This window comes from Rhizobium sp. N324 (genome assembly GCF_001664485.1).
In the GTDB taxonomy this organism is placed as follows: domain Bacteria; phylum Pseudomonadota; class Alphaproteobacteria; order Rhizobiales; family Rhizobiaceae; genus Rhizobium.
Map to the genome: position 1 here is coordinate 2501519 of NZ_CP013630.1, position 25596 is coordinate 2527114.

Annotated in this window: 20 protein-coding genes, 1 pseudogene and 1 riboswitch; of the genes and pseudogenes, 7 read left to right on the top strand and 14 right to left on the bottom strand. The window is 62.5% G+C overall.

Annotated elements, in window-relative coordinates:
• The first annotated feature begins 95 nt into the window (after window positions 1-95).
• Window positions 96-657: pseudogene (locus tag AMK05_RS12070) on the top strand (cysteine hydrolase family protein).
• Between the two features lie 39 nt (window positions 658-696).
• Here the strand turns inward: AMK05_RS12070 and AMK05_RS12075 are convergent.
• Window positions 697-1197, bottom strand: a complete 501-nt coding sequence (locus tag AMK05_RS12075; RefSeq protein WP_064838660.1) for an AAA family ATPase — start codon at window positions 1195-1197, stop codon at window positions 697-699.
• Window positions 1198-1341: 144 nt separating this feature from the next.
• On the bottom strand, window positions 1342-2091 hold the full coding sequence (locus AMK05_RS12080; protein ID WP_064838661.1) for an aminoacyl--tRNA ligase-related protein: 750 nt from the start codon (window positions 2089-2091) through the stop codon (window positions 1342-1344).
• Between the two features lie 369 nt (window positions 2092-2460).
• Between AMK05_RS12080 and AMK05_RS12085 the strand changes: the two genes are divergently transcribed.
• Window positions 2461-3336 (top strand): D-alanyl-D-alanine carboxypeptidase family protein, encoded by an 876-nt coding sequence (locus AMK05_RS12085; RefSeq protein ID WP_064838662.1) that lies wholly within the window; start codon window positions 2461-2463, stop codon window positions 3334-3336.
• Between the two features lie 110 nt (window positions 3337-3446).
• On the opposite strand, the gene AMK05_RS12090 is transcribed toward AMK05_RS12085, so the two are convergent.
• The 5 genes from AMK05_RS12090 to AMK05_RS12110 all read right to left on the bottom strand — a co-directional run bounded on the left by AMK05_RS12090 (window position 3447) and on the right by AMK05_RS12110 (window position 8873).
• Window positions 3447-4700 (bottom strand): sensor domain-containing diguanylate cyclase, encoded by a 1254-nt coding sequence (locus AMK05_RS12090; RefSeq protein WP_064838663.1) that lies wholly within the window; start codon window positions 4698-4700, stop codon window positions 3447-3449.
• A 147-nt stretch (window positions 4701-4847) separates the two neighbouring features.
• Window positions 4848-5459, bottom strand: coding sequence for an ABC-type transport auxiliary lipoprotein family protein (locus tag AMK05_RS12095; RefSeq protein WP_064838664.1), 612 nt, complete (start codon window positions 5457-5459; stop codon window positions 4848-4850).
• A gap of 24 nt (window positions 5460-5483) precedes the next feature.
• Window positions 5484-6854 (bottom strand): MlaD family protein, encoded by a 1371-nt coding sequence (locus tag AMK05_RS12100; RefSeq protein WP_064838665.1) that lies wholly within the window; start codon window positions 6852-6854, stop codon window positions 5484-5486.
• A gap of 8 nt (window positions 6855-6862) precedes the next feature.
• Window positions 6863-7702, bottom strand: coding sequence for an ABC transporter ATP-binding protein (locus AMK05_RS12105; RefSeq protein ID WP_064838666.1), 840 nt, complete (start codon window positions 7700-7702; stop codon window positions 6863-6865).
• Window position 7703: 1 nt separating this feature from the next.
• Window positions 7704-8873 carry an ABC transporter permease gene (locus AMK05_RS12110; RefSeq protein ID WP_171899776.1) on the bottom strand — a complete coding sequence of 390 codons (1170 nt, stop codon included), beginning with the start codon at window positions 8871-8873 and terminating at the stop codon, window positions 7704-7706.
• Between the two features lie 98 nt (window positions 8874-8971).
• Here AMK05_RS12110 and dgcA point away from each other — a divergent pair, with 98 nt between their 5' ends.
• Entirely contained in the window at window positions 8972-9955 is a 984-nt protein-coding gene (gene dgcA, locus AMK05_RS12115) for an N-acetyl-D-Glu racemase DgcA (RefSeq protein WP_064838668.1), read from the top strand.
• On the opposite strand, the gene AMK05_RS12120 is transcribed toward dgcA, so the two are convergent.
• Both AMK05_RS12120 and AMK05_RS12125 read right to left on the bottom strand, forming a co-directional pair.
• Window positions 9907-11124: an MFS transporter gene (locus AMK05_RS12120; protein ID WP_064838669.1), complete on the bottom strand. Its 1218-nt coding sequence runs from the start codon at window positions 11122-11124 to the stop codon at window positions 9907-9909. The two genes, dgcA and AMK05_RS12120, sit on opposite strands and share 49 nt — an antisense overlap.
• 164 nt (window positions 11125-11288) lie before the next feature.
• Complete coding sequence (locus AMK05_RS12125) at window positions 11289-12101, bottom strand: UDP-2,3-diacylglucosamine diphosphatase (protein WP_064838678.1); 813 nt, start codon at window positions 12099-12101, stop codon at window positions 11289-11291.
• A 172-nt stretch (window positions 12102-12273) separates the two neighbouring features.
• Between AMK05_RS12125 and AMK05_RS12130 the strand changes: the two genes are divergently transcribed.
• On the top strand, window positions 12274-13023 hold the full coding sequence (locus AMK05_RS12130) for a histidine phosphatase family protein (protein WP_064841346.1): 750 nt from the start codon (window positions 12274-12276) through the stop codon (window positions 13021-13023).
• Between the two features lie 271 nt (window positions 13024-13294).
• Here the strand turns inward: AMK05_RS12130 and AMK05_RS12135 are convergent, their stop codons facing one another.
• Both AMK05_RS12135 and AMK05_RS12140 read right to left on the bottom strand, forming a co-directional pair.
• Window positions 13295-16447 carry an efflux RND transporter permease subunit gene (locus AMK05_RS12135; RefSeq protein WP_064838679.1) on the bottom strand — a complete coding sequence of 1051 codons (3153 nt, stop codon included), beginning with the start codon at window positions 16445-16447 and terminating at the stop codon, window positions 13295-13297.
• 5 nt (window positions 16448-16452) lie between these two features.
• Entirely contained in the window at window positions 16453-17625 is a 1173-nt protein-coding gene (locus AMK05_RS12140) for an efflux RND transporter periplasmic adaptor subunit (protein WP_064838680.1), read from the bottom strand.
• A gap of 239 nt (window positions 17626-17864) precedes the next feature.
• Between AMK05_RS12140 and AMK05_RS12145 the strand changes: the two genes are divergently transcribed.
• Window positions 17865-18425 carry a TetR/AcrR family transcriptional regulator gene (locus AMK05_RS12145; RefSeq protein WP_064838682.1) on the top strand — a complete coding sequence of 187 codons (561 nt, stop codon included), beginning with the start codon at window positions 17865-17867 and terminating at the stop codon, window positions 18423-18425.
• A 227-nt stretch (window positions 18426-18652) separates the two neighbouring features.
• Here AMK05_RS12145 and AMK05_RS12150 read toward each other — a convergent pair whose 3' ends face one another.
• Complete coding sequence (locus tag AMK05_RS12150; RefSeq protein WP_064838683.1) at window positions 18653-20092, bottom strand: FAD-binding oxidoreductase; 1440 nt, start codon at window positions 20090-20092, stop codon at window positions 18653-18655.
• Between the two features lie 441 nt (window positions 20093-20533).
• Between AMK05_RS12150 and AMK05_RS12155 the strand changes: the two genes are divergently transcribed.
• On the top strand, window positions 20534-22846 hold the full coding sequence (locus AMK05_RS12155; RefSeq protein WP_064838684.1) for an NADP-dependent malic enzyme: 2313 nt from the start codon (window positions 20534-20536) through the stop codon (window positions 22844-22846).
• Window positions 22847-22863: 17 nt separating this feature from the next.
• Here AMK05_RS12155 and AMK05_RS12160 read toward each other — a convergent pair whose 3' ends face one another.
• A complete protein-coding gene (locus AMK05_RS12160; RefSeq protein WP_064838685.1) occupies window positions 22864-23397 on the bottom strand; it encodes a ribonuclease H family protein in 534 nt (177 codons plus the stop codon).
• Between the two features lie 153 nt (window positions 23398-23550).
• Here AMK05_RS12160 and AMK05_RS12165 point away from each other — a divergent pair, with 153 nt between their 5' ends.
• Window positions 23551-24642 (top strand): DUF2865 domain-containing protein, encoded by a 1092-nt coding sequence (locus tag AMK05_RS12165; protein ID WP_064838686.1) that lies wholly within the window; start codon window positions 23551-23553, stop codon window positions 24640-24642.
• Between the two features lie 18 nt (window positions 24643-24660).
• Here AMK05_RS12165 and bluB read toward each other — a convergent pair whose 3' ends face one another.
• Complete coding sequence (gene bluB / locus AMK05_RS12170; protein WP_064838688.1) at window positions 24661-25350, bottom strand: 5,6-dimethylbenzimidazole synthase; 690 nt, start codon at window positions 25348-25350, stop codon at window positions 24661-24663.
• A 42-nt stretch (window positions 25351-25392) separates the two neighbouring features.
• Window positions 25393-25578, bottom strand: a riboswitch (cobalamin riboswitch).
• Between the last annotated feature and the right edge of the window lie 18 nt (window positions 25579-25596).

Below are 25596 nucleotides of genomic sequence, written 5' to 3' on the forward strand. Positions count from 1 at the left end.
GGAAAGCCGCTTGAACATGTGTCAGGCGGCTTTTCGCGTAATACGCCAGTGCGAGCAAAATCTCTTTGGCGACAAGCAAGGAAAACTTCCCCCAAATGACCCAGGCTCTTCTGATCATCGACGTGCAGAATGCGATTCTCTCCGGAAAAGCCTCGCCGGAGCGGCAACCTCAGATTGATGCCGCCACTCGACCAAACCGTCGCGCGACTGGCCGCGCTTCAAAAGCAAGCCCGGCAAGCAGGCGCGCCGGTCGTGCTGGTCCAGCATGACGGCGATAGCGGCCATCGCCTGGCCGTCGGCACGCCGGGATGGGCGCTGCGCCAGGAGATTGCGCCGGGACCAGGCGAGGTCGTCGTGCGCAAGAAAAGCGCCGACTCCTTCTTCGAGACCGACCTCGCCGAACGCCTGGACGAACGCTCGATCACCCACCTCGTCATCGGCGGCTGCATGTCGCAATTCTGCGTCGACACGACGGTCAGGCGCGCCGTCTCGCTCGGATATGGCGTGACTCTGATTGCCGACGGTCATACCACCGGCGACACGGCCACCCTCACCTTCTCTGAGATCGTCGCCCACCACAATGAAACGCTCGACGGTTTCGACGCGGGCCAGGCGACGGTGGAAATCCGCCCCGCCGCCGACATTGCCTTTTCATAAGGCTCGGCATGCCCGAGCTGAAATCAAATCAGTCGGGCATCAATTCCCGAGCCTGACGATCAGCGCATCGACGATCTCTTGCACACTCCTCGCAGCCGTATCAACAACGATCGGCCTCGGCCCCCAGTCTTCATAGACGTGCTCGACGATTTGCGGCCATGTCGGTTTGATAAGACCTTCGACGTCGGTTTTGCGCGTCTCGGCCCGGCGGCGATGTTCGGTCTTGTCGGAACAGATTACCTCGACCTCGGCCGCGATCACGCCGGAGCGCGCAGCGACCGCCAGCCAGGCCTCGCGGGTTATGGTCAAAGGGTTGACCGAATCTGCGACCACCGGCCTGCCGAGCGTCAGATTATCCTGCGCGATGCCGTAGGCGACGACATAGCCTGCCGGGCCGATGTCATGGGAAGGGTCGCCCGACGTTCTGATTGCCTGTTCGATCGTATCGACCCGCACATGCACGGCTCCGAGCCGTGTCGCGAGGGCGCGCGAAATAGTCGTCTTTCCACTGCCCGGCAAGCCGCCGAAGATCACCAGCATGGTCTCTCACCCGTTTGTGAATATGCGGCGGAGAAGCCGGACCGACTTGTCCGGCCTCGTCCATCCCTTATTTGTAGAGGAGATGCATGCCAAGGCAAGCAGAAGTAGTCTTCCATAGCAGACTGGCGCCTTTGCCGCCCTGTCCTATCTGTCGGCTGCCTTGCCCCAATTGTAAACGCACCGATCGAGACCGATGGCGATTTCCAGCACGAGGACATCGTGGTCGACATCCGCTCTCTTCTTCGGCTGCGACCGGTAGCGTTGCGGAAAGTCCGTGCGCCGTGAGATCGAGCAGACCTCCATCCACTTGTCGCCGTTGTCGACCTCGATGTCCATCGTCACCTCGGAATAGGCCGGCAGCCGGTCGGAGGCCACGATCCGCGTCGGCAGATGGATCAGCGAGGCGATCATGCGGCGTAGCGGTTCGAGGCAGGCGGCGTGATAGTCGTTGCCGCTGTCGGCGGTGAAGGCACATTGGAATTCCAGCTGCCAGAACTCCTTCAGCCGCATGTGTTTCGCCGGCTGCTCCTGCTCGCGGCGATAGGACCGGCCCGCCTGCCAGACGCAAAGCGGCAGTCGCGTCTTCGAGTGATTTCCGAGAATATGCTGCATATAGGCATAGGTCGACGGCGTGGTCTCCGGTCTCAGCACCAGCACGGTATCGCCGGCGGAGAGCTGCTCCTGGATCCAGATGTCGGCGTTCGAATAGGCGCTGGAAACCAGTACCCGCGGCATCAGCGCCGGCGCTTCGATCCTTCGCACATCCCAGGCCGGATTGACCGATTTGAGAAAGCTGCGGACCTCTTGCGAGAAGAAGGCGATCATATGATCGCGCAGATGGATTTCGCGCTCCTCCCAATGGACGAGCGAATTGACATGATAAAGATTGAGCACGGTGCCTGTCTCCCTGGCAGCCTTGATTGACGTGGTTGGGGCTTTACGTCCAGCGGTGCGCCGGACGCCCACAGCGCCCAACGTCACAGCAGGACGCGGAGACCTCGTCCGTCAAAAGCGCGCACAATCGCGACCTGCAGGCAGGTGCGGAATTGGCAGGAGAAGGGAGCGCGCTTCATGGTCATGATGAATTTTCTACGTGCCGCCCGTGCCGTTGTCAAAGGCCAAGACGGCGAGACAAAATGAATCAGCTGTGGATGGGGCTTTTTTATTGCCGCCCGTCCTTCATTTCGTCACAAACTTTCTCGATCGGCTTGCGTTTAGCCGATAAGCTCACCCAACCGTCCAACGACAGAGACAGTAACATCGATGACCAAGACGACCTCACGGCTCCTTGCCACCGCGCTCTCTTCAGCCGTGCTCATGGGCGCTTTCACGCTGGCTCAAGCCGGCCAGGCAAGCTTCGTCGTCGATGCCCAGTCCGGTCAGGTTCTCGAAGCCTCCAATCAGGACGTCCTGAACTATCCGGCATCATTGACCAAGATGATGACGCTCTATCTCGCCTTCGAGGCCCTGCATGGGGGACGCCTCACCTGGGACCAGAAACTGACCATGTCGGAAAATGCCGAGAGCAAGGAGCCCTTCAAGCTCGCCGTCGGCGCCGGCCGGCAGGTGACGTTGCGCGAAGCGGTCGAAAGCATCGTCGTTCTGTCTGCCAACGACTCCGCCGTCGCGATCGCCGAACAGCTTGGCGGCTCCGAACTGGCTTTCGCCACGACGATGACCGACAAGGCGCGCCAGCTCGGCATGACGAATACCGTCTTCAAGAATCCCTCGGGCCTCCCCGATCCGGAGCAGGTGACCACGGCGCGTGATATGGCGACCCTCGGCCTCTCGCTGATGCGGGATTTCCCCGAGGAGTTCAAGCTCTTCTCCATGCGTGGCTTTCAGTTCCGCGGCATGAAGCTGCGCGGTCACAACAACCTCATGTATCGCTATGACGGCGTCGACGGCATCAAAACCGGTTATACCGATGCATCCGGCTATAACGTCGTAACGTCGGCACTGAAGGATGGCCGCCGCGTCGTCGGCGTGGTCATGGGCGAGAAGACCGCGAGCCTGCGCGACGACAAGATGGCAGGACTGCTGGACAGCACCCTGTCTTCCTCATCGAACGCGACAGCTTCGACAACGCCAGGCAACCAGCCGGGAGTGACGATGACGGATACGCAGCCGACGAAATAGGCTGCTGGCTGAGAGCGGTTTTTGATAGAAGCGCAGAACCGCTCTCGCTTTTTGTTTTTAGGCAATTCCGGACAGAAAACCGCTTCGCACTTTTCCTGGAATTGCTCCAGCTATCTGAACGCCACTTCCAGGTGCTGCCGGTCCTGGGCGATCACCCTGCAATTCGTTTCGAATCCTTCGCCCTTGATGGCAAGAATGAACTCGGAAGGAATGCCGGCCGAATTCGAAACCGAAATGCCGGCGCTTTCCGAGCCGATGGATTTAACGGTGCAGTCGATGGTCGAGCGTCGATCGTTGAACAGGATCGAACCTGCCTTCAGCACCCGCCGCCGCGCGCCGATGGCGTGGTCGGCGTGGATGGAACTCCATGACACGCAACGATTCCGTCCCGCATGCTTGGCCTGATACATCGCGGCATCCGCCTGAGCCAGGAGCGTTTCGATCTCCTTGCTGACCATCGAGAGCGCCGAGGTTCCGAAGCTCGCCGTGACGTTCAAGGCGCCGTGATCGCCGCGAATGGGCTGCGCGGCGATGGCGGCTCTGAGTTTCTCTGCGACGGCGACAGCTCCCTCCCGATCGACATGTGGCAGGACGACGGCAAACTCCTCGCCGCCAATACGCCCGAACAGATCGCCGGCGCGAAGGGTCGCCTTGCAAATCGAGGCTACCGTCTTGAGAACCGCGTCTCCCGCGGCATGCCCATAGGTATCGTTCACCCGCTTGAAATGGTCGATATCGAAAGCGATGCAGGACAGGTCATGCTGGTGCCGCAAGGCAATCGAAATGAGTTGATCAGCCTCCTGCTTGAAGGCGCGCCGCGTCATCGCCTCCGTCAGGCTGTCGGTGGCAGCCGACTGCACAAGTTCGAGACGGTCCATCGCCGCCCCCGCCAGTTCCTCAAGAATACCGAGGTCTCTGCTGCCGAACGATCTTGGCCGGCGATCGATCGCGCATACCGTTCCGATCATGTGCCCGGCCTTCGTTCTCAACGGCACACCCGCATAGAAGCGGATATGGTCCTCACCGGTCACCGCGGAATGTTTTGAAAAGCGGGCATCCTTGGTGGCATCCTGCACGATGACGGGCTCGTCACAGTCGACGACGCAGCGGCAGAACGTGTCCTCGAGCGACACCTCATCGGCCGACAGGCCGGAACAGGCCTTGTACCATTGCCGGTGTCCATCGATCAGAGAGACGATCCCGATGTCGATCGAAAAGATCTGCTTTATCAGGCGGACGATCCGCTCGAAGCCTTCGTCCCTCGGCGTGTCGAGGAGATCGAGCTGCTGCAACGCAGCCAGGCGCTCGCTATCGCGCTGTATCGCTTCCGACGACGACTTTCCGAATACGCGTGCGACCACCATGCAGCATGCCTCCTGACAGCGATAACATGATGCGTTCCACAAATTCGTGAAGAAATTGAATACGATGGCAGCCGCAGCCTCATGGCGCCAAATATTTTTTAGTATCGGCAACCCTCGATGTCGACGCAGCGGCCGCGCAACGCCATCTCAGATTGAACGCAGCGTCCAACTGACGATCTCGGAGGCAACCGTCGAGAAGGCGCGGTCCAGGCTCTTGACGAACCCGTCATTGTCGCCGCCGGCCGGGGCCGTGGCGCGGAACACCTTCTGGGCGCGCACCGAGCCGTTGCGGTCGTTGAGAATCTTGGCGGAGATTTCGACCACCGCCTGGTTGCCGTTCGACGCATCGATCTCGAAGGATCGGATATCGGTAACGACCTGATAATCGATCGCCAGCCCCTGCCCCGGCATGCCGACGCCGCCGAGCTTGCCCGAGTTCTCGAAGGCTTCCACCAGCTTCGACTGCACCATGCGCGGCAGCTTGTCGCCCCATTGCGCCCGCGAGAGATACTGGATTTCCGAAGGTCCAACACGGATGACGATCTGCTCGCTGCCGAGCGCACTCAGCGCCGTTGGCGGTGCGATCAGGATCTGGCGGGATTTGGCCGCGGGCCCCTCGCCGTCGACGGCGGCAGACAGGTCATAGGTATCGTTCTTGGCCGCGGTGCCGCACCCGGAAAGGATCAACGCCGTCAGCGACAGCGCGATCACCGTTCCCCTGATCCAAGAACGGCGCGACAACAGATGCGATGCGACCATATTAGGCTACCCCTGACTTCCCAGTTAACGCCGCGTCCGGCCGTCATATTGTTTGACCGTGTCCCCGCCGAAGATCAGACGTTGCGGATTGCGGTCGAAGTTTGTGATCGTGTCGTTCAGATTGTTCACGGTTCCGCGCATGTCGTTGACGAGCGTCTGCACGTCACGCAGGCCGCCGCTGGAGAATTTCTGCAGATTGTCGGCGATCGGCCCGATGCGCGCATTCAGGTTGTCGGCGACCTTCTTGAAGGATTCCAGCGTGTCGCGCGCTTGCGCGAACATCGACTGCGTATTGTCGGTTCCGAGCAGCGCATCGACTTTGATAAGAATGCCGTCGATCCGGGTCGAGGCAGAATTCAGCTTGTTGGCAAGCTGCGAAACGTCCTGAATCGTCTGGTCGATATCTTTCTGGCGCGACGAAACCGTGTTGGCGACATCGCGAATCGAGGCGACGGCGGCACGTGCATCCTTGGTCGCCTGCGCGATGTCGTCGACAGAGCCCTTCACCTTGGCGGGGTCGATCTGGGCGACGAGCGTGTCGACGCGGTCGAGCGTCGCCTGGGCCTGCTTGCCGAAATCGTTGAAGGTGGTGGCCGTCTGGTCGAACTTCTGGATCGCCCCCTTCAGGTCGCCGGAGGCATCGGCGACATTGGCCGTGATCTTCTCGGCGTTGGAGACGATGTTGTCGATCTTCTGCGCGTCGACCGCCTTGACCAGCGATTCCACCGCTTGAAGCGTCGAATCGACCCGCCCGGAGACCGCCTTCACCGTGTTCGAAAGCTCACCGACGCTCTGCAGGAAGGCGTCGATATTGCCGGAATTCTTGGCAAGCGCATCCGAGAAGGTCTCGGCATTCTTGAACGTCTGGGTCAGCGGCGCGCGTGAATCTTCGATGAACCCCTGAAGTTCGCCGACCGCGTCATTGGCGCGATCGAGGATCTTGTCGGCGGTCGCCAGAAGATTGGTGACGCTCGACTGGTCGGCGACGATGACGGCGCGTTTGCCGTTGTCGATCGCGTGCTGGAGGATGCTTTCCTCGCCCTTGCGGCCGCCGGACAGTTCGATATAGGCGGCGCCGGTCAGGCCCTGAATTTCAAGGGCGGCCTTGGTCGAGGGGTAGATCGGCGCGTCGGTGCGCACCTGGGTGAAGGCCAGCGAATATTGCGGATCGTCGGCATCGATCGACAGCGTCTGCACCGAACCGATCTGAATGCCGTTGAAGCGCACCGGCGAGCCGACGCTGAGGCCGTTGGCCGAGCCCGGAATACGCACGATCAGCTCGGTCATCGGGCCGCCGCGGCCATATTCGGCCATCCAGTAGACGAAGCCGAAGGCCGCCGCGATCACCAGCACCGTGAAAAAACCGACAATCGTGTAATTGGCTTTGGTTTCCATTTATCCGGTCACTTCCCGCTGCTGCCGTGCCGCGCGCCATCATTCTGCGGCACGATCGAGCGCGCCCGCTTACCTTTGAAATAGGCCTGCACCCACGGATCGTCATAGGCCAGCATGTCGTCGATCGTGCCTTCCACCATTACCCGTTTCTTTCCGAGCACGGCAATACGGTCGCAGACCGAGAACAGGCTGTCGAGGTCATGCGTGACCATATACACGGTCAGTCCCAGACTATCGCGCAGGTTGGCGATCAGGTCATCGAATTCAGCCGCGCCGATCGGGTCGAGACCAGAGGTCGGTTCATCCAGGAAGACGAGTTCGGGATCGAGTGCGAGCGCCCGGGCAAGGGCGGCGCGCTTGATCATGCCGCCGGACAGTTCGGACGGGTATTTGTCGGCGGCATCGGCGGCAAGCCCGACCATGCGGATCTTCAGATGCGCCAGTTCGTCCATCAGCGAGCGCGGCAGGTCGAGATATTCGCGCATCGGCACCTGGATGTTCTCCTTGACCGTCAGCGACGAAAACAGCGCGCCCTGCTGGAACAGCACGCCGAGCCGCATGTCGAGCGCGTTGCGCTGCGGTTCGTCGAGTTCGTCGAAATCCTGGCCGAGGATCTTGATCGTGCCGGAGCGGCGCGGCAGCAGCCTGAGCACGGTGCGCATCAGCACCGATTTGCCGGTGCCCGATGCGCCGACGAAGCCGAGGATCTCGCCGCGATAGATATCGAGGTTGAGATTGTCGAGCACGACCTTGGAGCCGAAGGCGACGGTGACGTCGCGCGCCGACAGCACGATGTCCCTTTCGTTCCTGTCTTCCGTTTCGATCGGTTTTTCCACGCGATTCGCCATGCTAGAAGTCGATCGCTGCATAGAACATCGCAAAAAGGCCGTCCATCAGGATGACCACGAAAATCGCCTTCACCACCGCGGCGGTGACGTGCTGGCCGAGCGATTCGGCGCTGCCGCCAACCTTCAGCCCTTCGACGGCGGCAACAATGCCGATGACCAGCGCCATGAACGGCGCCTTGATCATGCCGGAGAGCACCGTCGACAGCGTCACCGCCTCGTGCAGGCGCGACAGGAAGTTGGCGAAGGTGATGCCGGAATAGCCCCAGGCGACGGCCGCCGCGCCGGCGAGCGAGGCGAAATTCGCCAGCACCGTCAAAAGCGGCAGCGCGATGGTCAGCGCCACCAGCCGCGGAAAGATCAGCACACCGATCGGGTTCAGCCCCATCACCTTCAGCGCGTCGATCTCCTCGCGCATCTTCATCGAGCCGATTTCGGCGGTGATCGCGCTGCCCGAACGGCCGGCGATCATGATCGCCGTCAACAACACGCCGATTTCGCGCAATTGCAGAATGCCGACGAGATCGACGACGAAGACCTCGGCGCCGAAGTAGCGCAGCTGGAAGGCGCCCTGCTGGGCAATGATCGCCCCGATCAGAAACGACATCAGGAGGATGATCGGAACGGCGCGAACGCCCATATGGTCGATCTGGTTGACGATCGAGGCCGGCGAGACGCCGCTGCCGCGGCCGAACTTCATCTGCGCGCCGCGCACCGCCGAGCCGAGGATATACATGGCGGCGGCAAAATTGTCCCAGACGTCGTAGGTCATCCTGCCGATCGGCGCGAGGATGCGCGCGGCAAGCGAGACCTTCTCCCTCTGCTCGGGCTCCGGTTTGGCCGGCTCCTCGGAAAACATCGCCAGCATTTCGTCGATATGCGGATTGGTGCCTTCGAAGCGGACGGTCCGTCCGGCCGCCTCCTCTTCCTTCTTCAGCCGGCACAGCAACCAGATCCCGGCGGTATCGATATCGCTAATGTCGGAGAGATCGACCGTCAGGTCGCCGGCCTTCTGGTGCAGCAGCTTCTCGAAGTCGCGCAGCACGAAATGCACATAGGCGCTGCGCCAGTTGCCCTTGAGACGCACATGCTGCCCCGAACCATCGGACTGGTCGTCCACATCTAGTGAGGCAACGTTGCGATTCTCGGCGTTCAAGATACTTATGTCTTTCAAGGCTTACTGCGACATTGCCGACTCGGCGGATCCTTCGTCGCCCGGCGCGTCAATATACAGAAGCAACGTGCGATTTCCATGCTCACAGGACAGCAATAATGCCGCGCACCCTCGATATTCAGATGAATTCCTTTCCGATTGCCGGGACCTTCACCATCTCCCGCGGCGCCAAGACCGCGGCCGAGGTGATTACCTGCACACTCGCCGAAGACGGTGCGCAAGGGCTTGGCGAATGCGTGCCCTATCGCCGCTACGGTGAGACCATGGAAAGCGTTTTTGCCCAGATCGAAGCCGCGCGTCCGCTGATCGAGGCTGGACTGTCGCGCCGCGACCTCTTGTCGGCGATGCCGCCGGGTGCAGCCCGCAACGCCGTCGATTGCGCCCTCTGGGACTTTGAGGCGAAACGAACGGGTGAAAGCGTTGCCGCCCGTCTCGGCCTTGCCGATCTGAAGCCGCTCACCACCGCCTATACCATTTCGCTCGGAGAGCCGGAGGTGATGGCCGCCCAGGCCCGCGAACATGCCGGCCGCGCCCTGCTGAAGGTCAAGGTCGGAACCGGCGACGATGAAAGCCGTATCCGCGCCGTCCGCGCGGCCGCGCCCGATGCAACAATCATCCTCGACGCCAATGAGGGCTGGCCGGAAGCGGTGCTGGAGCGTCATCTCGACATCGCGGCGCAAGCGGGTGTGGCTCTGGTCGAGCAGCCGCTGCCGGCCGGCCGCGACGCTCTGCTTGCCGAAATCCGCCGCCCGCTGCTCGTCTGCGCCGACGAGAGCGTTCACCACACCGGCGATCTCGCAAGTCTTGCCGACCGCTATGACGCGATCAACATCAAGCTCGACAAGACGGGCGGGTTGACGGAGGCCTTGGCGATGAAAGCCGAGGCGGAACGGATTGGGTTCAGCATCATGATCGGCTGCATGGTCGGCACCTCGCTTGCCATGGCGCCGGCCGTGCTGCTCGCCCAGAACGCCGATTTCGTCGATCTCGACGGCCCGCTGCTGCTTGCCCGCGACCGCGAACCCGGCCTGCGCTACGCCGCTTCCCTGGTTTTTCCGCCCGAAAGCACGCTCTGGGGCTGAAGGTAATAGGCTGAAATGACGAGGCCGAGGCCGGAGAACGCGACCAGCGCCATGACATAATAGCTGACGACGCCGAGCCAGGCATAGAGATAACCCGACGCCAGCGTCATCAGCGCCATCGCCATGCCGACATAGAAGAAGTAAGCGCCCTGCGCCGAGGATTCCTGCGTCTCCTGCACCGTCGCCATGATCCGCCGCTGCACCCCGGTATGCACGAAGGCATAGGTGAAGCCGTGGAAACATTGCAGCAGAAAAAATCCGGCAAAGCCCGCATTCATCGGAAACAGGATCCAGCGGCAGACGCTGACGGCACAGCCGAAGCGGATCAGCGTCCAGGCATCGAAGCGCCGGTTGAGACGCTTCGACAAGAAGAACACCGTCACCTCCGAAGCAACGCCGGCGCTCCACAGCAGGCCGACTTCGGTGCCGGAAAAGCCGAGATGATGCCAGTAGATCGACGAAAACGCGTTGAGCACTGCATGGCTCGACTGCTGGATGGCGACACCGATCAAGAGCAGCAGCAAATGCGGCTCGCGCAGCCCACTGCCGGTGGCGGCCGGAATGTTGATCGGCTGGCCGCGCCGACGTGTCGGCCCGATGCGCGGGCAGAAGATCGCCATGACAACGGTCATGGCAAACCCGAACACCATGACATCAAGCACCAATCCGCCGCCCCACCGGCTGATCAGCTGGCCGCCGACCAGTGTCGAGACGATGAAGGCAATCGAGCCCCAGACGCGCATCGATCCGTAATCCAGCCCCCAGCGGCGCACGCCCGAGATGACGATCGATTCGACGACGGGCACATAGGGCGCAAAGGTGGCGCCCTGCAGCGCATAGACGATCGCCACCGGCCAGAAACTCGTCGTCCAGAACAGCGCGATCGCCGTCAGCAGCGACAGGCCGCCCGACCAGAGCAGCACGTCGGCGCGCTCCTTCAGACGGTCGGCGATCATCGCGACGACAGGCGCCACCAGCACGCGAACCACCATCGGTATGGCGAGGATGATGCCGATTTCATGGTCGCTGAAGCTGTGGGTCGCGAGCCAGACGGGAAAGAATGGCAGGACGATGCCGTTGACGAGCAGCGGCGCGCAATAGGAAAGCGCGCTGAGCAGCCGGAAGCGCGGCGGCGCTCCCTCACTCGGGGACTGTTGGGCGGGAATCATTGGTGGACCTGAAGGAAACTGGTCGTTGTCCTAACACACCACCCTGGAGGCGCCTATTGCGAGAAATAGCCCTACTGAAACGTTTTAGAAAATAAATACAGCCTGTCGCCCGACGGTAACGGGTAAGTCGGTGGAGCGCGGGCGCGGGCGCGGCGATGCCGATATCAGGCCGCCTGCGGGGCCAGTTCGCCTTCATCGCGCATTTCAATGGCGGCAAGCGCCGGCACGCTGCTGGCGAGCGCCCGCCAGGTGATCAGTTCGAAGGTGCCATCCTCATGCTCGGCGACCGCCGTGCAGCTCTCCACCCAATCGCCCGTATTGATGTAGCGGATGCCGTCCATGTCCTGGATGATGGCATGGTGGATATGGCCGCAGATCACGCCGTCGGCGCCGCTTTTGCGCGCTTCCTCCGCCACGACGCGCTCGAACTCGCCGATGAAGTTGACGGCATGTTTGACCTGCAGCTTTGCCCAGGCCGAGAACGACCAGTATGGCATGCCGAGGCGGCGGCGCACGGCCGCCAACAGGATGTTGATGCGGATTGCCGTGTCGTAGGCCCAGTCGCCGAGATAGGCGAGCAACCGGGCATTGCGGACGACGACGTCGAATTCGTCGCCGTGCAGGATCAGATATTTCTTGCCGTCGGCGCCGTCATGCATCATGCGGTCGACGACCTCGATGCCGCCGAAATGCATGCCCGGGAAGTCGCGCAGGAATTCGTCGTGATTGCCGGGGATATAAACGACGCGCGTGCCCTTGCGCGCCTTGCGCAGCAGCTTCTGGACGACGTCGTTGCAGACCTGCGGCCAGTACCAGCTGCGCTTCAGGCGCCAGCCGTCGACGATGTCGCCGACCAGAACGATCGTATCGGCCTCGTGGTGGCGCAGGAAATCCAGGAGGAAATCAGCCTTCGCGGCCTTCGAGCCGAGATGGACATCGGAAATGAAGAGCGTGCGGAAATGTCTGGGTTCCATCATGTCTATCACGAGCGTCGCTCATGCCCCATCTTTCATCTCACCTTCCAAAACCAGACTCGTGTTTCAGGAAGATGACAGGTTGCGGAAAAGCCGGCGCGGTGGCGATGTTGCCCTCTCCATCGGGCACGTTCATGATGACGGCGATTCCAGATCCGACACTGCGGAATGGCTGATGCGCCTCTTTCTCGTTCGCCACGGCGAATCTCTCGGCAACCTCAACGAACAGGCCTATCGCCAATTCGGCGATCACAACGTGCCGCTGACGCAGTGGGGCCATCGTCAGGCGGTCGAAGCCGGCGGGGCCATCGCCTCCTATCTGAAGGCATTGCCGCGCGCCGATTTCGGCAAGCTGCAGATCTGGTACTCGCCATTCCTCAGGACACGGCAGAGCAAGGACGCCCTGCTCACAGCCCTGCCGGAAAGTGTCGTCGGCGAGATCCGGGAGGATTACCTGCTGCGCGAGCAGGATTTCGGCCTCTTCACCGAAATCTATGACCATGCCGAACAGAAGCAGAAGTTTCCCGAGGAATTCGAAAAATGGGCGAGGCTGCGCAGCAACAGCGGCAAATTCTACGCCCGGCCGCCGGATGGCGAGAGCCGGGCGGATGTGGCCCAGCGGGTGCGTCTCTTCCTCCAGACCGTCATGCGCGACGCTGAGAATAGCGACCACAACGTCGTCATCGTCGGCCATGGCGTCACCAACCGGGCGGTCGAAATGAATTTTCTGCACCGCCCCGTCGAATGGTTCGAACGCTCAGACAATCCCGGCAATGCCGATATCACGCTGATCGAGGGCACGCGCTTGCAAGGATACCAGTCGATCTTGCTGCACCAGGCCGCCGACCGGCAGCCGGGACAGGAAGGTGAGTTGCGCGATGCCTATGGCGCCGATGTGACGATCACGCCCAAGGCCGGCGGGTAGTGGGAACTCCTATCAGGCCATTACCAGCAGTTCAATCAATGAGCACGGCGTTGCTACATCCCCTTCTCCCCAGCGGGGAGAAGATGCCGGCAGGCAGATGAGGGGGTGAGCGGCAAAGCCGCGAATGCACTGAGCGCAGGCGAAGGGCAATCTATGGCGTGCCGTACAGCCCCCTCATCCGACCCTTCGGGCCACCGTCTCCCCGCTGGTGAGAAGGGAAAGCAAGCGTCAATCTCGCCCGGGGCACAACCCTCCCCGTTTCGCCGTCACCCTATGTCGGTGACGTCGCCGTTGCCGCGTCCTGCCCGGCCGGGACCTCCTCGGTCACGGTCTCCGGCCGCTTCGTCCGCAGCAGGCGCAGTACGAAGACGAAGAAGACGGGGACGAAGAAGATCGCCAGCACCGTCGCCGAAATCATGCCACCGAGCACGCCGGTGCCGATCGCATTCTGGCTGGCGGCACTTGGCCCGGTGGCGATCGCGAGAGGCACCACGCCCAGGGTGAAGGCGAGCGAGGTCATGATGATCGGTCGGAAGCGCAGGCGGGCGCCTTCGATCGCGGCATCCATCAGCGATTTCCCTTCGGCGAAGCCATCCTTGGCGAATTCGACGATCAGGATGGCGTTCTTCGCCGACAGGCCGATGATCGCGATCAGGCCGACCTTGAAGTAGATGTCGTTCGACATGTCGCGGCTCATCACCGCCAGCACGCAGCCGATCACCCCGAGCGGCACGACCAGCATCACCGACAGCGGGATCGACCAGCTCTCGTAAAGCCCCGACAAAAGCAGGAAGACGAAAAGAATGCTGAGGCCGAACAGGAACGGCGCCTGCGATCCCGATCTGAGCTCCTCCAGCGACTGGCCGGTCCATTCGAAGCCGAAGCCATCGGGAAGCTCGGCGGCCAGCCGTTCCATTTCGGCAATCGCCGCGCCCGATGAATATCCCGGCGCCGGAGCGCCCGAAATGCGAACGGAAGGATAGCCGTTATAACCGACGATCTGTGCCGGTCCCTTCTGCCATTCGGCGACCGCGAAGGAGGACAGCGGCACCATGCCGCCGCTCGCATTGCGGACGTTGAGCTTCATCAGGTCTTCGGCCTGAAGTCTGCTCTTGTCCTGTGCCTGCACGATGACGCGCTGCATGCGGCCGGAATTCGGAAAGTCGTTGACGTAGCTCGAACCGAGATTGGCGGTGATCGTGCTGTTGATATCGGCGAAGGCGATGCCGAAAGTGTTGGCCTTTTCGCGGTCGATGACGAGCACCAGCTGAGCGGAATCCGGCATGCCTTCCGGCCGGATGCCGGCGATGATCGGATTCTGCGATGCCTTGCCGACGAGCAGTCCCGCCGCCTCGGTCAGCGCCGCCTGTCCCTTTGCGCCGCGATCCTGCAGGCGGAAGGTGAAGCCGTTGGTCGTGCCGAAGCCTTCGATCGGCGGCGGCGACAGCGCGAAGGATGTCGCATCCTTCAATGCAAACAGTTGCATATTGACCCGGTTGGAGATTTCCTGCACCGAATTGCCTGCGCCGCGCTCGGCCCAGTCCTTGAGCGTGACGAACACCAGGGCGGCATTCGGCCCCTGGCCGGAAAAGCTGAAGCCCTGGATCGCGACGACGTTCTCAACCGCCGGCTCCTGCTTGAAGATCGCCTCGATGCTTTCGAGCGAGGCGACCGTGCGGTTGCGGCTCGCCTCCGGCGGCCCCTGCACGTCGACGATCAGGAAGCCCTGGTCCTCATCCGGCACGAAGCTGCTCGGCAGGTTGACGAAGAGATAGCCGAGGCCGACGACGACCGCGAGATAGACGACCATGACCCGCCAGGAGCGCTTGGCCAGTCCCTCGACGGTGCGGGAGTATCGGCCGGTCAGCCGGTCGAACTTGCGGTTGAACCAGCCGGCGATGCCCTTTTTCTCGTGATGGCCCTTGATGGGCTTCAGGAAAGTGGCGCAGAGCGCCGGCGTCAGCGACAGCGCCAGGAAGGCCGAAAACAGGATGGAGACGACCATGGTCAGGCTGAACTGGCGGTAAATGATGCCGGTCGAACCCGGGAAGAACGCCATCGGCACGAAGACGCAGGTCAGAACCAGCGTGATGCCGAGGATCGCGCCGGTAATTTGCCGCATCGCCTTCTTGGTCGCCTCCTTCGGCGACAGCCCTTCCACCGCCATCAGCCGCTCGACGTTTTCGACCACCACGATGGCGTCGTCGACCAGAATGCCGATGGCAAGCACCATCGCGAACATCGTCAGCACGTTGATCGAGAAACCTGCGGCAAACATCACCGCCAGCGTCCCGAGCAGCGCGACGGGCACGACGAGCGTTGGAATGATGGTGTAGCGGAAGCTCTGCAGGAAGATGAGCATGACGATGAAGACGAGCGCGACGGCTTCTGCAAGCGTATGCGCCACCTTCTCGATCGATGCGGAGACGAACGGGCTGGTGTCGTAGGGAACGGAATATTCGACACCCGCCGGGAAGAAGCGCGACAGCTCCTCCATCTTCGCCTTGACGAGGTTGGACGTGTTGACGGCATTGCCCGTCGACGACAGCTGGATGGCGATGGCAGCGCTCGGCTGCCCGTTCAGCCGGGTGGAGAAACTGTAGCTCTCGCTGCCCTCTTCGATCCGCGCGACATCGCGCAGCCGGACGTTCGATCCGTCGGCATTGGCGCGCAGCACGATGTCGCCGAATTCCTTGCTGTCGGTCAGCTGACCCTTGACCAGCACCGTCGCCGTCAGGTCCTGCGAGATCGGATTGGGTGCGGCGCCGATCTGGCCGGCCGCCACCTGGGCATTCTGCGCCGAGATCGCCGCACTGATATCGGATGCGGTTAGGTTCAGGCCGACCATCTTGTCGGGATCGATCCAGATGCGCATTGCCCGCTGCGAGGCAAACAGCTGTGCGCGGCCGACGCCGTTAAGACGGCGCAGCTCGCCGATGACGTTTCTGTTGAGGTAGTCGCCGAGCGCCACCTCGTCGGTCTTCCCATCCGTAGAGGTCAGCGAGATGAACATCAGGAAGCCTGATGACGCCTCCTCGACCGTGATGCCCTGATCCTTGACCGACTGCGGCAGCCGCGGTTCGACGCGGCGGATGGCATTCTGAACGTCGACGGAGGCCTGATCGATGTCGGTGCCCGCCGCAAACGTCGCGGTGATCGTCATCGCGCCCGAGGTATCGGAGGTCGATTCAAAATAGGAAAGATGCTCGACCCCGTTCAGCTCTTCCTCAATCTGGCGGGTGACGCCCTGATAGATGTCCTGCGGCGATGCGCCGGGATAGCTGGTGGTGATGCTGAGCTGCGGCGGCGCGACCTTCGGATATTGCGCGACCGGCAGGAACGGCAGCGCGATCAGGCCTGCGATCGAGATGAAGATCGCAAAGACCCATGCAAGGATCGGGCGATCGATAAAGAAACGTGCCATCGATCTTACTCCGGCTTCCTGGCGTCACCGGAGGCGACTTCGCCGCTACGCCACTCCTCAGGCGCGACCTTGGCGCCAGGTTGCAGTTTCTGCACTCCGTCGACGACCAGGCGTTCGCCCGCGGACAGGCCGCTTTCGACCACCCATTCATTGCCAGAGGATTGACCGAGTTCGACATCGCGCGGCTGCGCCACGTCTCCCTCCTCGACGACATAGACCTGCGCCTTGCCATCGGCCGCGCGGATGACGGCGCGCTGCGGGATGAGGATCGCCTTCTCGCGGACGGCCTGCTCGATGCGGACCCTGACGTAAAGACCCGGCAGCAGATCGCCCTTGGGATTGGGGAATTCGGCGCGCAGGGTAACCTGGCCCGTCGTCGCATCGACCCTGGCGCTGCGGAAAAGCAGCTTTCCGGCTTGGCCGTAGACCGTGCCGTCGTCGAAGACCAGCTTGATGTCGGCTTTGCCTGCTTCCGTCGAGGCGAGGCTGCCGTTTTCGACCGCCCGCTTCAGCGCCAGCAACGCGCCGGAGGACTGCGTGAAGTCGGCATAGACGGGGTCGATCTGCTGGATCATCGCCAGCGCATCGCCGGCATCGGCCGTCACCAGCGCGCCTTCCGTCACCAGCGCACCGCCGATGATGCCTGATATCGGTGCCCGCACTTCGGTATAGCCGAGATTGATCTTCGCTTCGTCAAGTGCGGCCTGCGCCAGCGCGACATCGGCATCGGCCTGGGCAACGGCGACCGCCGCCGCATCATATTCGACCCCGCTTGCGACATCGCGGTCACGCAGCGATTTCTGCCGCTCCAGCTGCTGGCGGGCATTCAACTGCGTGGCCTTAGCACGCTCGAGGCTTGCTTCGGCGCTTGCGACGCGGACCCGAAATAGGGCGGGATCGATCCGATAGAGCACATCGCCCTGCTGAACGAGACTGCCCTGCTCGAAGACCCGTTCCTGCAGGATGCCTGAAACCCTGGCTCGCACCTCCGAAACCCGCGTCGCAGCAATCCGCCCGGGCAATTCGCTGACAACGGGAACCGGACGCGCATTCAGCGTCAGCACGCTGACGCCGACCGGCGGCATCGCGCCGCCTTCCTGAGCGTAAGCCGGCAAGCCGACGGCGAGGAACAGCGCCAGCGTTAGCGCATAACGCAATGATTTCGTATTAAAAAACATGTTCGTAAGCCTTCCTGACGGCCCCACTGAGGTCCAAAAAAGCACAGCCCGCCGACATGACGTTCGGCGGGCCTCCTGGACCGACAGATAGTCGATCTCTTTTCGCTTTGCAAGATACCTACCGGTTGGTATGATAGCAACATCACTTTTCGCGGCGCCATAGCCCGGTGATCCCGGGAGTGATACTGATCCCCTCCGGTCTCCTCCTCGCGAATCTCATCTCGAACCCAGGTCATGCATTGGTAGATAGCCCCCGCAACAGAAAGAAACAGCCGGATGTGGTGCGGCAGGCTCTCCTCGATTGCGCCACCAGGCTGGCGCTGGAGCACGGTCTGGCCGCCGTCAGCCTCCAGGCGGTCGCCACCGCCGCCGGCGTCACCAAGGGCGGCCTGTTTCATCATTTCCCGAATAAACAGGCTTTGGTGGAGGCCGTCTTCGACGGCATGATGGAAAGCTTCGACCGCGAAATCGATGAAGAGCTGGCAAGGGATAACGGCGGCCACGGCACATTCACCCGCGCCTATGTCCGCACCCTGTTTGCCGACCGCGCCCTCAACAGCAGCCCATGGTCGGCGCAAACCATGACCGTTCTTGCCGATCCTTACTCCAAAAACCTCTGGCACAAATGGATCAATGACCGGCTCATCAGGCACGCCGCGACCGACACGGGAACGCGGCTCGAGATCGTTCGCCTGGCGGCCGACGGGGCCTGGCTGACCCATGTTCTGAGGCCCGACGATCAAGATGGATCCGACGACACGGCTCTGCTGCAGGAGTTGATCGAGCTCACCGCGAAGTGACGGGCAACCGGCCTGTCACCGTCCGGCGCTCGCAAACCTACGAAAAAACCCCTCCCCAACCCCTCCCCACAAGGGGAAGGGCCTTAGATGCGGTGCCGGCGTACCCCATTTCATCGTTTCATCCGCGGAACGGCCGATGTCCGCCTCAGGTGGCGCCGCGCGTTAGTCCCTCCCCCTTGTGGGGAGGGGTTGGGGAGGGGTTTTTACGACCGCCGGTTCCGTATCCCTCAGGCAGCCCGCACAGCTGCCGTCGGTTTCACGTTCTGGTTCATCCGGAACAGATTGTTCGGATCATAACGCCGCTTGATTTCGGCAAGCCGGTCGTAGTTGGCGCCATAGGCCATTTCCACCCGATCGGCCTCGTCCTCAGGCATGAAGTTGATATAGGCGGTACCCACGGCATGCGGCTTGGTTGCCTCGAAAAGCTCCCGCGCCCAGCCGATACAGCTTGCGTCCATCCCCGTCTCGCGCCAGCGCGCATGCACATTCATGACGAAATGCGAGCTGCGCTGCGGAAAGGCGGTGGCTTCGGTGGGAATGCGGCCGGCCGCGCCGCCGACATGGCCGACGAAGATTTCGCATTCCGGGCCGGGCAACTGGCGCACGGCCTTGAGCAGCACCTCGATCGCCGCATCCGAGAGCGCGGCGAAATCCTGGCTTTTCCAGTAATTGCGCGCACCCGGCGTCAGCAACGGGTCGAATGCCTGCTGCCAGCCGGTAAACGGCACAGGGCCGACGACGTCGGCAATCGGTTTTCCGATCGCCCGCAATCTTTCCGTTGCTTTTTCCCCGGCCGCGATGTCTCCGCAATAACACATGGCAAGCACCACGACCTCCTTGCCGTGCCACTCGGCCGGCAGGAACGGCAGCGGCGGCGCCTGGCGCATCACCACCCAGCAAGTCAGTTCATCGGGCGCCGCTTCCAGCGCCTGCCGATATTCCCGCAGCACTTTCTCCGCGTCAGCGAAGGGATGCACCACCAGCCCGGCGAGGACCTCTGTCTTGAGCGGATTGAGCTGGAACTCGAAGGAGGTGACGACACCGAAATTACCGCCGCCGCCGCGCAGTGCCCAGAAGAGGTCCGGCCTTTCCGTCTCGCTCGCCTTGACCAGCTCGCCATCGGCCGTCACCACATCGACCGAGACCAGATTGTCGATCGTCAACCCGAATTTGCGGGTCAGCCAGCCGAAACCGCCGCCGAGCGTCAGGCCGGCGATGCCGGTCGTCGAATTGATGCCGGTCGGCAGCACCAGACCGAAGGCCTGCGTTTCCTGGTCGATATCGGCAAGCGTTGCCCCCGGCTCGATCCTGGCGCGGCGCGTCTCCGGGTCGACCCGCACCGATTTCATCGCCGACAGGTCGATGACGACGCCGCCATCGCACACCGCGTTGCCCGCAATGCCGTGGCCGCCGCCGCGCACCGAAACGAGCAGATTGTTGTCGCGTGCAAACCGCACGGCGCGCACGACATCGGCAGCACCGGCGCAACGCGCGATAAGCCCGGGCCGACGATCGATCATCGCATTCCAGATCGCCCGCGCTTCGTTGTAATCCATGTCTTTATTGGTCAGGAGATTGCCGCGAAATCCGGCGGCAAACGCATCGATGGCCACATCATTGACCATCGTCTGCCCCTTTTGCAGGGTCGTCAGGTTCAAATTGTCCATGATTTCCTCCATGCGACCGGCGCCCCGCACCGTCGCGGCGGCATATTGCGCCTGCGGTGATCGCCAAACAAGTTTTCCAAAAGGATTAGCTAGTTGCTTCCGCCGCGATGAGGCTCCATGCAAAGAACGCATCTTGTGTGCCGTGGATACCCCCCTCTGCCCTGCCGGGCACTCCCCCACAAGTGGGGAGATTGGATGGGCGCGATGGCTCACTCAAGCAACGACCGCACAAATACGCTGGTACAGTAAAGAGGGAGCGACGATCCAGCCTCATGCCGATCTCCCTCCTTGTGGGGGAGATGCCCGGCAGGGCAGAGGGGGTTACCCCACGGCACAACCTAGTCCTCTCGAAAACTTCGCCCATCCCCCATTTCCATACTGTCGCCCGTATCCGATTGATGTATGGAGGGAACTCCCAAAAAGACGTGCACGGAGGCGGCAATGGATAACCAGGAAAAATCCAAGACGGACAAGAACCTGACAAGCGGCGATCTCGACGAGCAGGCGCTGTTTTTCCACCGCTATCCCCGCCCCGGCAAGCTGGAGATCCAGGCAACCAAGCCGCTCGGCAACCAGCGCGACCTGGCGCTCGCCTATTCGCCGGGCGTTGCCGCCCCTTGCCTTGCCATCCGCGACAATCCTGAGATGGCGGCTGAATATACCTCGCGCGCCAATCTCGTCGCCGTCATCTCCAACGGCACCGCCGTGCTCGGCCTCGGCAATATCGGTCCGCTGGCCTCGAAGCCGGTGATGGAGGGCAAGGCCGTGCTCTTCAAGAAGTTCGCCGGCATCGATGTCTTCGATATCGAGATCGACGCGGCAAGCGTCGAGCAGATGGTCTCGACGGTCAGCTCGCTGGAGCCGACCTTCGGCGGCATCAATCTCGAAGACATCAAGGCGCCGGAATGTTTCGAGGTCGAGCGGCGCCTGCGCGAGAAGATGAAGATCCCGGTTTTCCACGACGACCAGCACGGCACGGCGATCATCGTCGCCGCCGCGATCCTGAACGGGCTGGAACTTGCCGGCAAGGCGATCGAGAACGTCAAGATCGTCGCCTCAGGCGCCGGTGCGGCCGCGCTTGCCTGCCTCAACCTCTTGGTGATCCTCGGGGCAAAACGCGAAAACATCTGGGTTCACGATCTCGAAGGCCTCGTCTACGAGGGCCGCACCGAGCTGATGGACGAATGGAAATCCGTCTACGCCCAGAAGAGCGACACGCGCACGCTCGCCGAAAATATCGGCGGCGCCGACGTCTTCCTCGGCCTGTCGGCCGCCGGCGTGCTGAAGCCGGAATTGCTGGCGCAGATGGCCGACAAGCCGCTGATCATGGCGCTCGCCAATCCGACGCCAGAAATCATGCCCGATCTCGCCCGTGCCGCCCGTCCCGACGCGATGATCTGCACCGGTCGCTCGGATTTCGCCAACCAGGTCAACAACGTCCTCTGCTTCCCCTATATCTTCCGCGGCGCACTCGATTGCGGTGCCGAGACGATCAACGAGGAAATGAAGATGGCGGCCGTGCGCGCCATCGCAGCCCTCGCCCGCGAGGAACCGTCGGACGTCGCCGCCCGCGCCTATTCCGGCGAAACGCCGGTCTTCGGCCCGGATTACCTGATCCCCTCGCCCTTCGATCCGCGCCTGATCCTGCGCATCGCGCCTGCCGTTGCCAAGGCTGCCGAACAGAGCGGCGTGGCGCGCCGCCCGATCCAGGATTTCGACGCCTATCTCGACCAGTTGAACCGCTTCGTCTTCCGCTCCGGCTTCGTCATGAAGCCGATCTTCACCGCGGCCAAGGCCGCCGAGCGCAAGCGCGTCATCTTCTCCGAAGGTGAAGACGAGCGTGTGCTGCGCGCCGCCCAGGTTCTGCTGGAGGAAGGCCTTGCCGACCCGATCCTCATCGGCCGCCCGCAGGTCATCGAGACGCGCCTGAAGCGCTACGGCCTGCGTATCCGGCCGCTGCAGGATTTCGAGGTCATCAACCCCGAGGACGATCCGCGCTTCCGCGAATATGTCGATCTCTATTTCTCCCTCGTCGGCCGCCGCGGCGTCATTCCCGAAGCCGCCCGTACCATCGTGCGCACCAACACCACCGTCATCGGCGCGCTCGCGCTGAGGCGCGGCGAAGCCGATGCGTTGATCTGCGGACTCGAAGGCCGCTATGAAAAGCATCTGCGCGACGTCCGCCAGATCATCGGCAAACGCAAGAATGTCCGTGATTTCTCCGCCCTCAGCCTGATGATCTCGCAGCGCGGTGCCACCTTCTTCACCGACACCTACGTCACCTTCAACCCGAGCGCCGAGGAGGTTGCTGAGGCAACGGTGCTGGCGGCCGAGGAAATCCGCCGTTTCGGCATCACCCCGCGCGCCGCCCTCGTCTCGCACTCCAACTTCGGCTCGCGCGAATCCGAAAGCGCTACGAAGATGCGCAATGCCCTGCAGCTCGTGCGCGAGACTGCCCCCGATCTCGAGGTCGACGGCGAAATGCACGGCGAAAGCGCCATCACCGAGGCGCTGCGCAAGCGTGTCATGCCGGATACGACGCTGCATGACGAGGCGAACCTGCTGGTCTTCCCGAACCTCGACGCCGCCAACATCACGCTCGGCGTCGTCAAGTCGATGACCGATGGTCTGCATGTCGGCCCGATCCTGCTCGGCACCGCCCTGCCCGCCCATATCCTCGCCCCCTCGGTCACCTCCCGCGGCGTCGTCAATATGGCCGCACTGGCCGTCGTCGAGGCATCGCAGCCGGCGTAAGCCGGCTGCGGCCAACGTCAGCCACCGGCGATCGACAGGCGTCCTCTATCCGCGAGCGCGTCCGCGCGCTCGTTGCCGGCAATCCCTGAATGCCCCTTGCACCAGGCAATGGTCACCAGGGCGTTTTGGCATAGCTGAAGATCGACCGCTTTCCAAAGGTCCGCATTGTCGATCGTTCGCCTTCGCCCCTGTCCATTCGGGCTACTTTTCTTCCAGCCGTTGTTCTTCCAGATATGCCGCCGGCTGTTGCAGCCTTTGACGGCATAGACGGAATCGGACCAGATGATCGCGGGTTCGCCGGCTGTTTGGCTGTTGATCCACATGGCGGCCCTGAGAACGGCGGTCAATTCCATGGAATTATTGCTGGAATCGTCGACGCCACCGAAGTCGGAGGCGATTTCCGCCGCATCGCGATAAGCGACAAACGACCAGCCTCCATGCCCGGAACCGGGCTCATAACAACCGTCCGCGAAGAGGTGAAGGCCGTGTTGGGCTTCCGTCACGCCTGATATCGGCGCAAAGGATCGGATCTCGTCGGGGATGCCTGTCATTTTCACCGCGTCTCTGGCGATTGCTGGATAAGATCAGGAAAATACGCTAATATTTTCTCTGAGCTTATTAAGAGAAATCCGTTAAGGGAAAACGCGCGGCCGATTGAAGTCGCATTCGACCCACCGACCGTTTGCTCATTCCGGGACGACGCCGTGAAACGCCGAAACCTGTCTCTCGCCCTTCTTCTCGCCTTCGCAGCGCCCGCCGTCGCGCAGACCAATGCCATCTGTGAGGACCTGCGCGGCCGTCTCGCCGACCTGCCGCGATCGATCGGCAATAGCAACGGCCCGGAAGCACGCCAATATGCCAGTGCCATGGCCGAGCAGAACCTCGAGCTGCGCAAGGTGCGCAACGACCTGCGCAGTTACGGCTGCACCTCGGGCAGCATGGTGGTGATCGGCGGCGAGAATGCCGATTATTGCACCGAGCTGTCGCAGGCCGAAGGCCGGATGATCGACAATATCGCTTATCTCCAGGACCGCCGCGACGAGCTGGCCGACCGGAACAGCGCCGATGACGACCGCCGCGAACTGATGGCCGCGCTCGACAGCAACGGCTGCAACAGCGAGAACTTCTATGCGCCTTCCGCGCGCGGTGCCGGCGAGCCTGCCCCGAGCGTCGAGGAGCAGGCGATGCGTTCCGATACCTTCATTCCGCTCGGCGGCGGCGAGGAGGCCGACCCGCATTACGGCCTGCCGCGGGCCGATATGCTGTCGCCGGTCAGCACCATGTGCGTGCGCAGCTGCGACGGCGGCTTCTTCCCGATCAGCTCGAACACCACCTCGGTTGATTTCGGCCGCGACGCCCAGACCTGCGCCAAGATGTGCCCCGGCATCGAGACCGAACTCTTCTATCGCGAGGTGACGAGCACGGAGGCCTCGAACATGATCTCGGTCGCAACCGGCACGCCCTACAGCGCCATGAAGAACGCCTTCGCCTACAAGAACCGCGCGCCCGGTGAAAAGAACACCTGCGCGTGCAATCTCACCGCCTATTTCGACGAGATGCGCGGCAAGCAGGCGGTCAGCCAACCGCCGCAGCAGGGCTCGATCACCACCATCCGCACCAATCCGCCGATCAAGGAGACCGCGACAACGGCCGCGCCGCAGTCATCGGTGCCTGAGCGCCCTTACGATCCCACGCAGAACAAGGTCCGTCAGGTCGGCCCGCAGTTCCTCGCCGGCGACCAGGGCTCGATTGATCTTGCCAATCCCGCAGCACCTGGCCCCCAACCGCAGCAGTAGCCGCAGCAGCAGTGATGGCTAAGGCTCGTTGCGTCCCCAGCCGTCGTGGAAGACGAGTTCCTCGAGCGGCAGCCGCTGCCGCCAGCCTTTAACCGAGAGTTCCGGCTCGTCGTAAAGCCGGTCGACGAACCCGGCGCAGAGCCAGGCGATCACTTCGATATGCTCGGGTATGCCGAGAATGGTCTTCAGATCGCCTTCGCGAAAAATGCTGACCCAGCCGATGCCGATCCCTTCGGCGCGAGCCGCAAGCCAGAGATTCTGGATGGCGCAGACTGTTGAATAGCTGTCCATCCGCGGATTATGCGTGCGCCCCAGCACCACGCTGCCGCTGCGGGTGGGATCGCAGGTCACGCATATGCCGAGCGGCGCCTCGACGATGCCTTCGAGCTTGAGCGAGCGGTAGGCTTGGCGCCGCTCGCCCTCGAACATCGCTGCCGCTTCCTCGTTGGCCTTCGAAAAGGCATCGCGGACCTGCGCGCGCACCGTTGGACTTTTCACCAGAATGAAATTCCACGGCTGCATGAAGCCGACGGAGGGTGCGTGGTGGGCGGCTGTCAAGAGCCGCGCCACGACATCGTCCGGCAAGGGATCGGGCAGGAACTGGCTGCGAACGTCGCGCCGCGTCATGATCGCGTGATAGACGGCCTCGCGTTCGGCCAAGGAAAAACCGGACGCCACTGACAGGGCATCCTCATCAAAGGGTCGCATCGTCAAATCCCCAACAACGCAACCGCCCGCCGTCCGCGCGGGTTGGGTCTATCTTGCCAGGCCGGTCTTCTGACTTGGCGTCATCCGTCTGCCGCAGCCTTCCCGGCAAAAGCCAGTGGCATATGAAGCGGCAGGCGTCGGCCTTACAGCGTTGGGCACGTTCCGGTCTTGCACCGGATTCCCGATTCTCCCGCCTGGATGGCAGGCACCTGACGCCGCATCTATTTCAGCAAAACAGCGCCACCG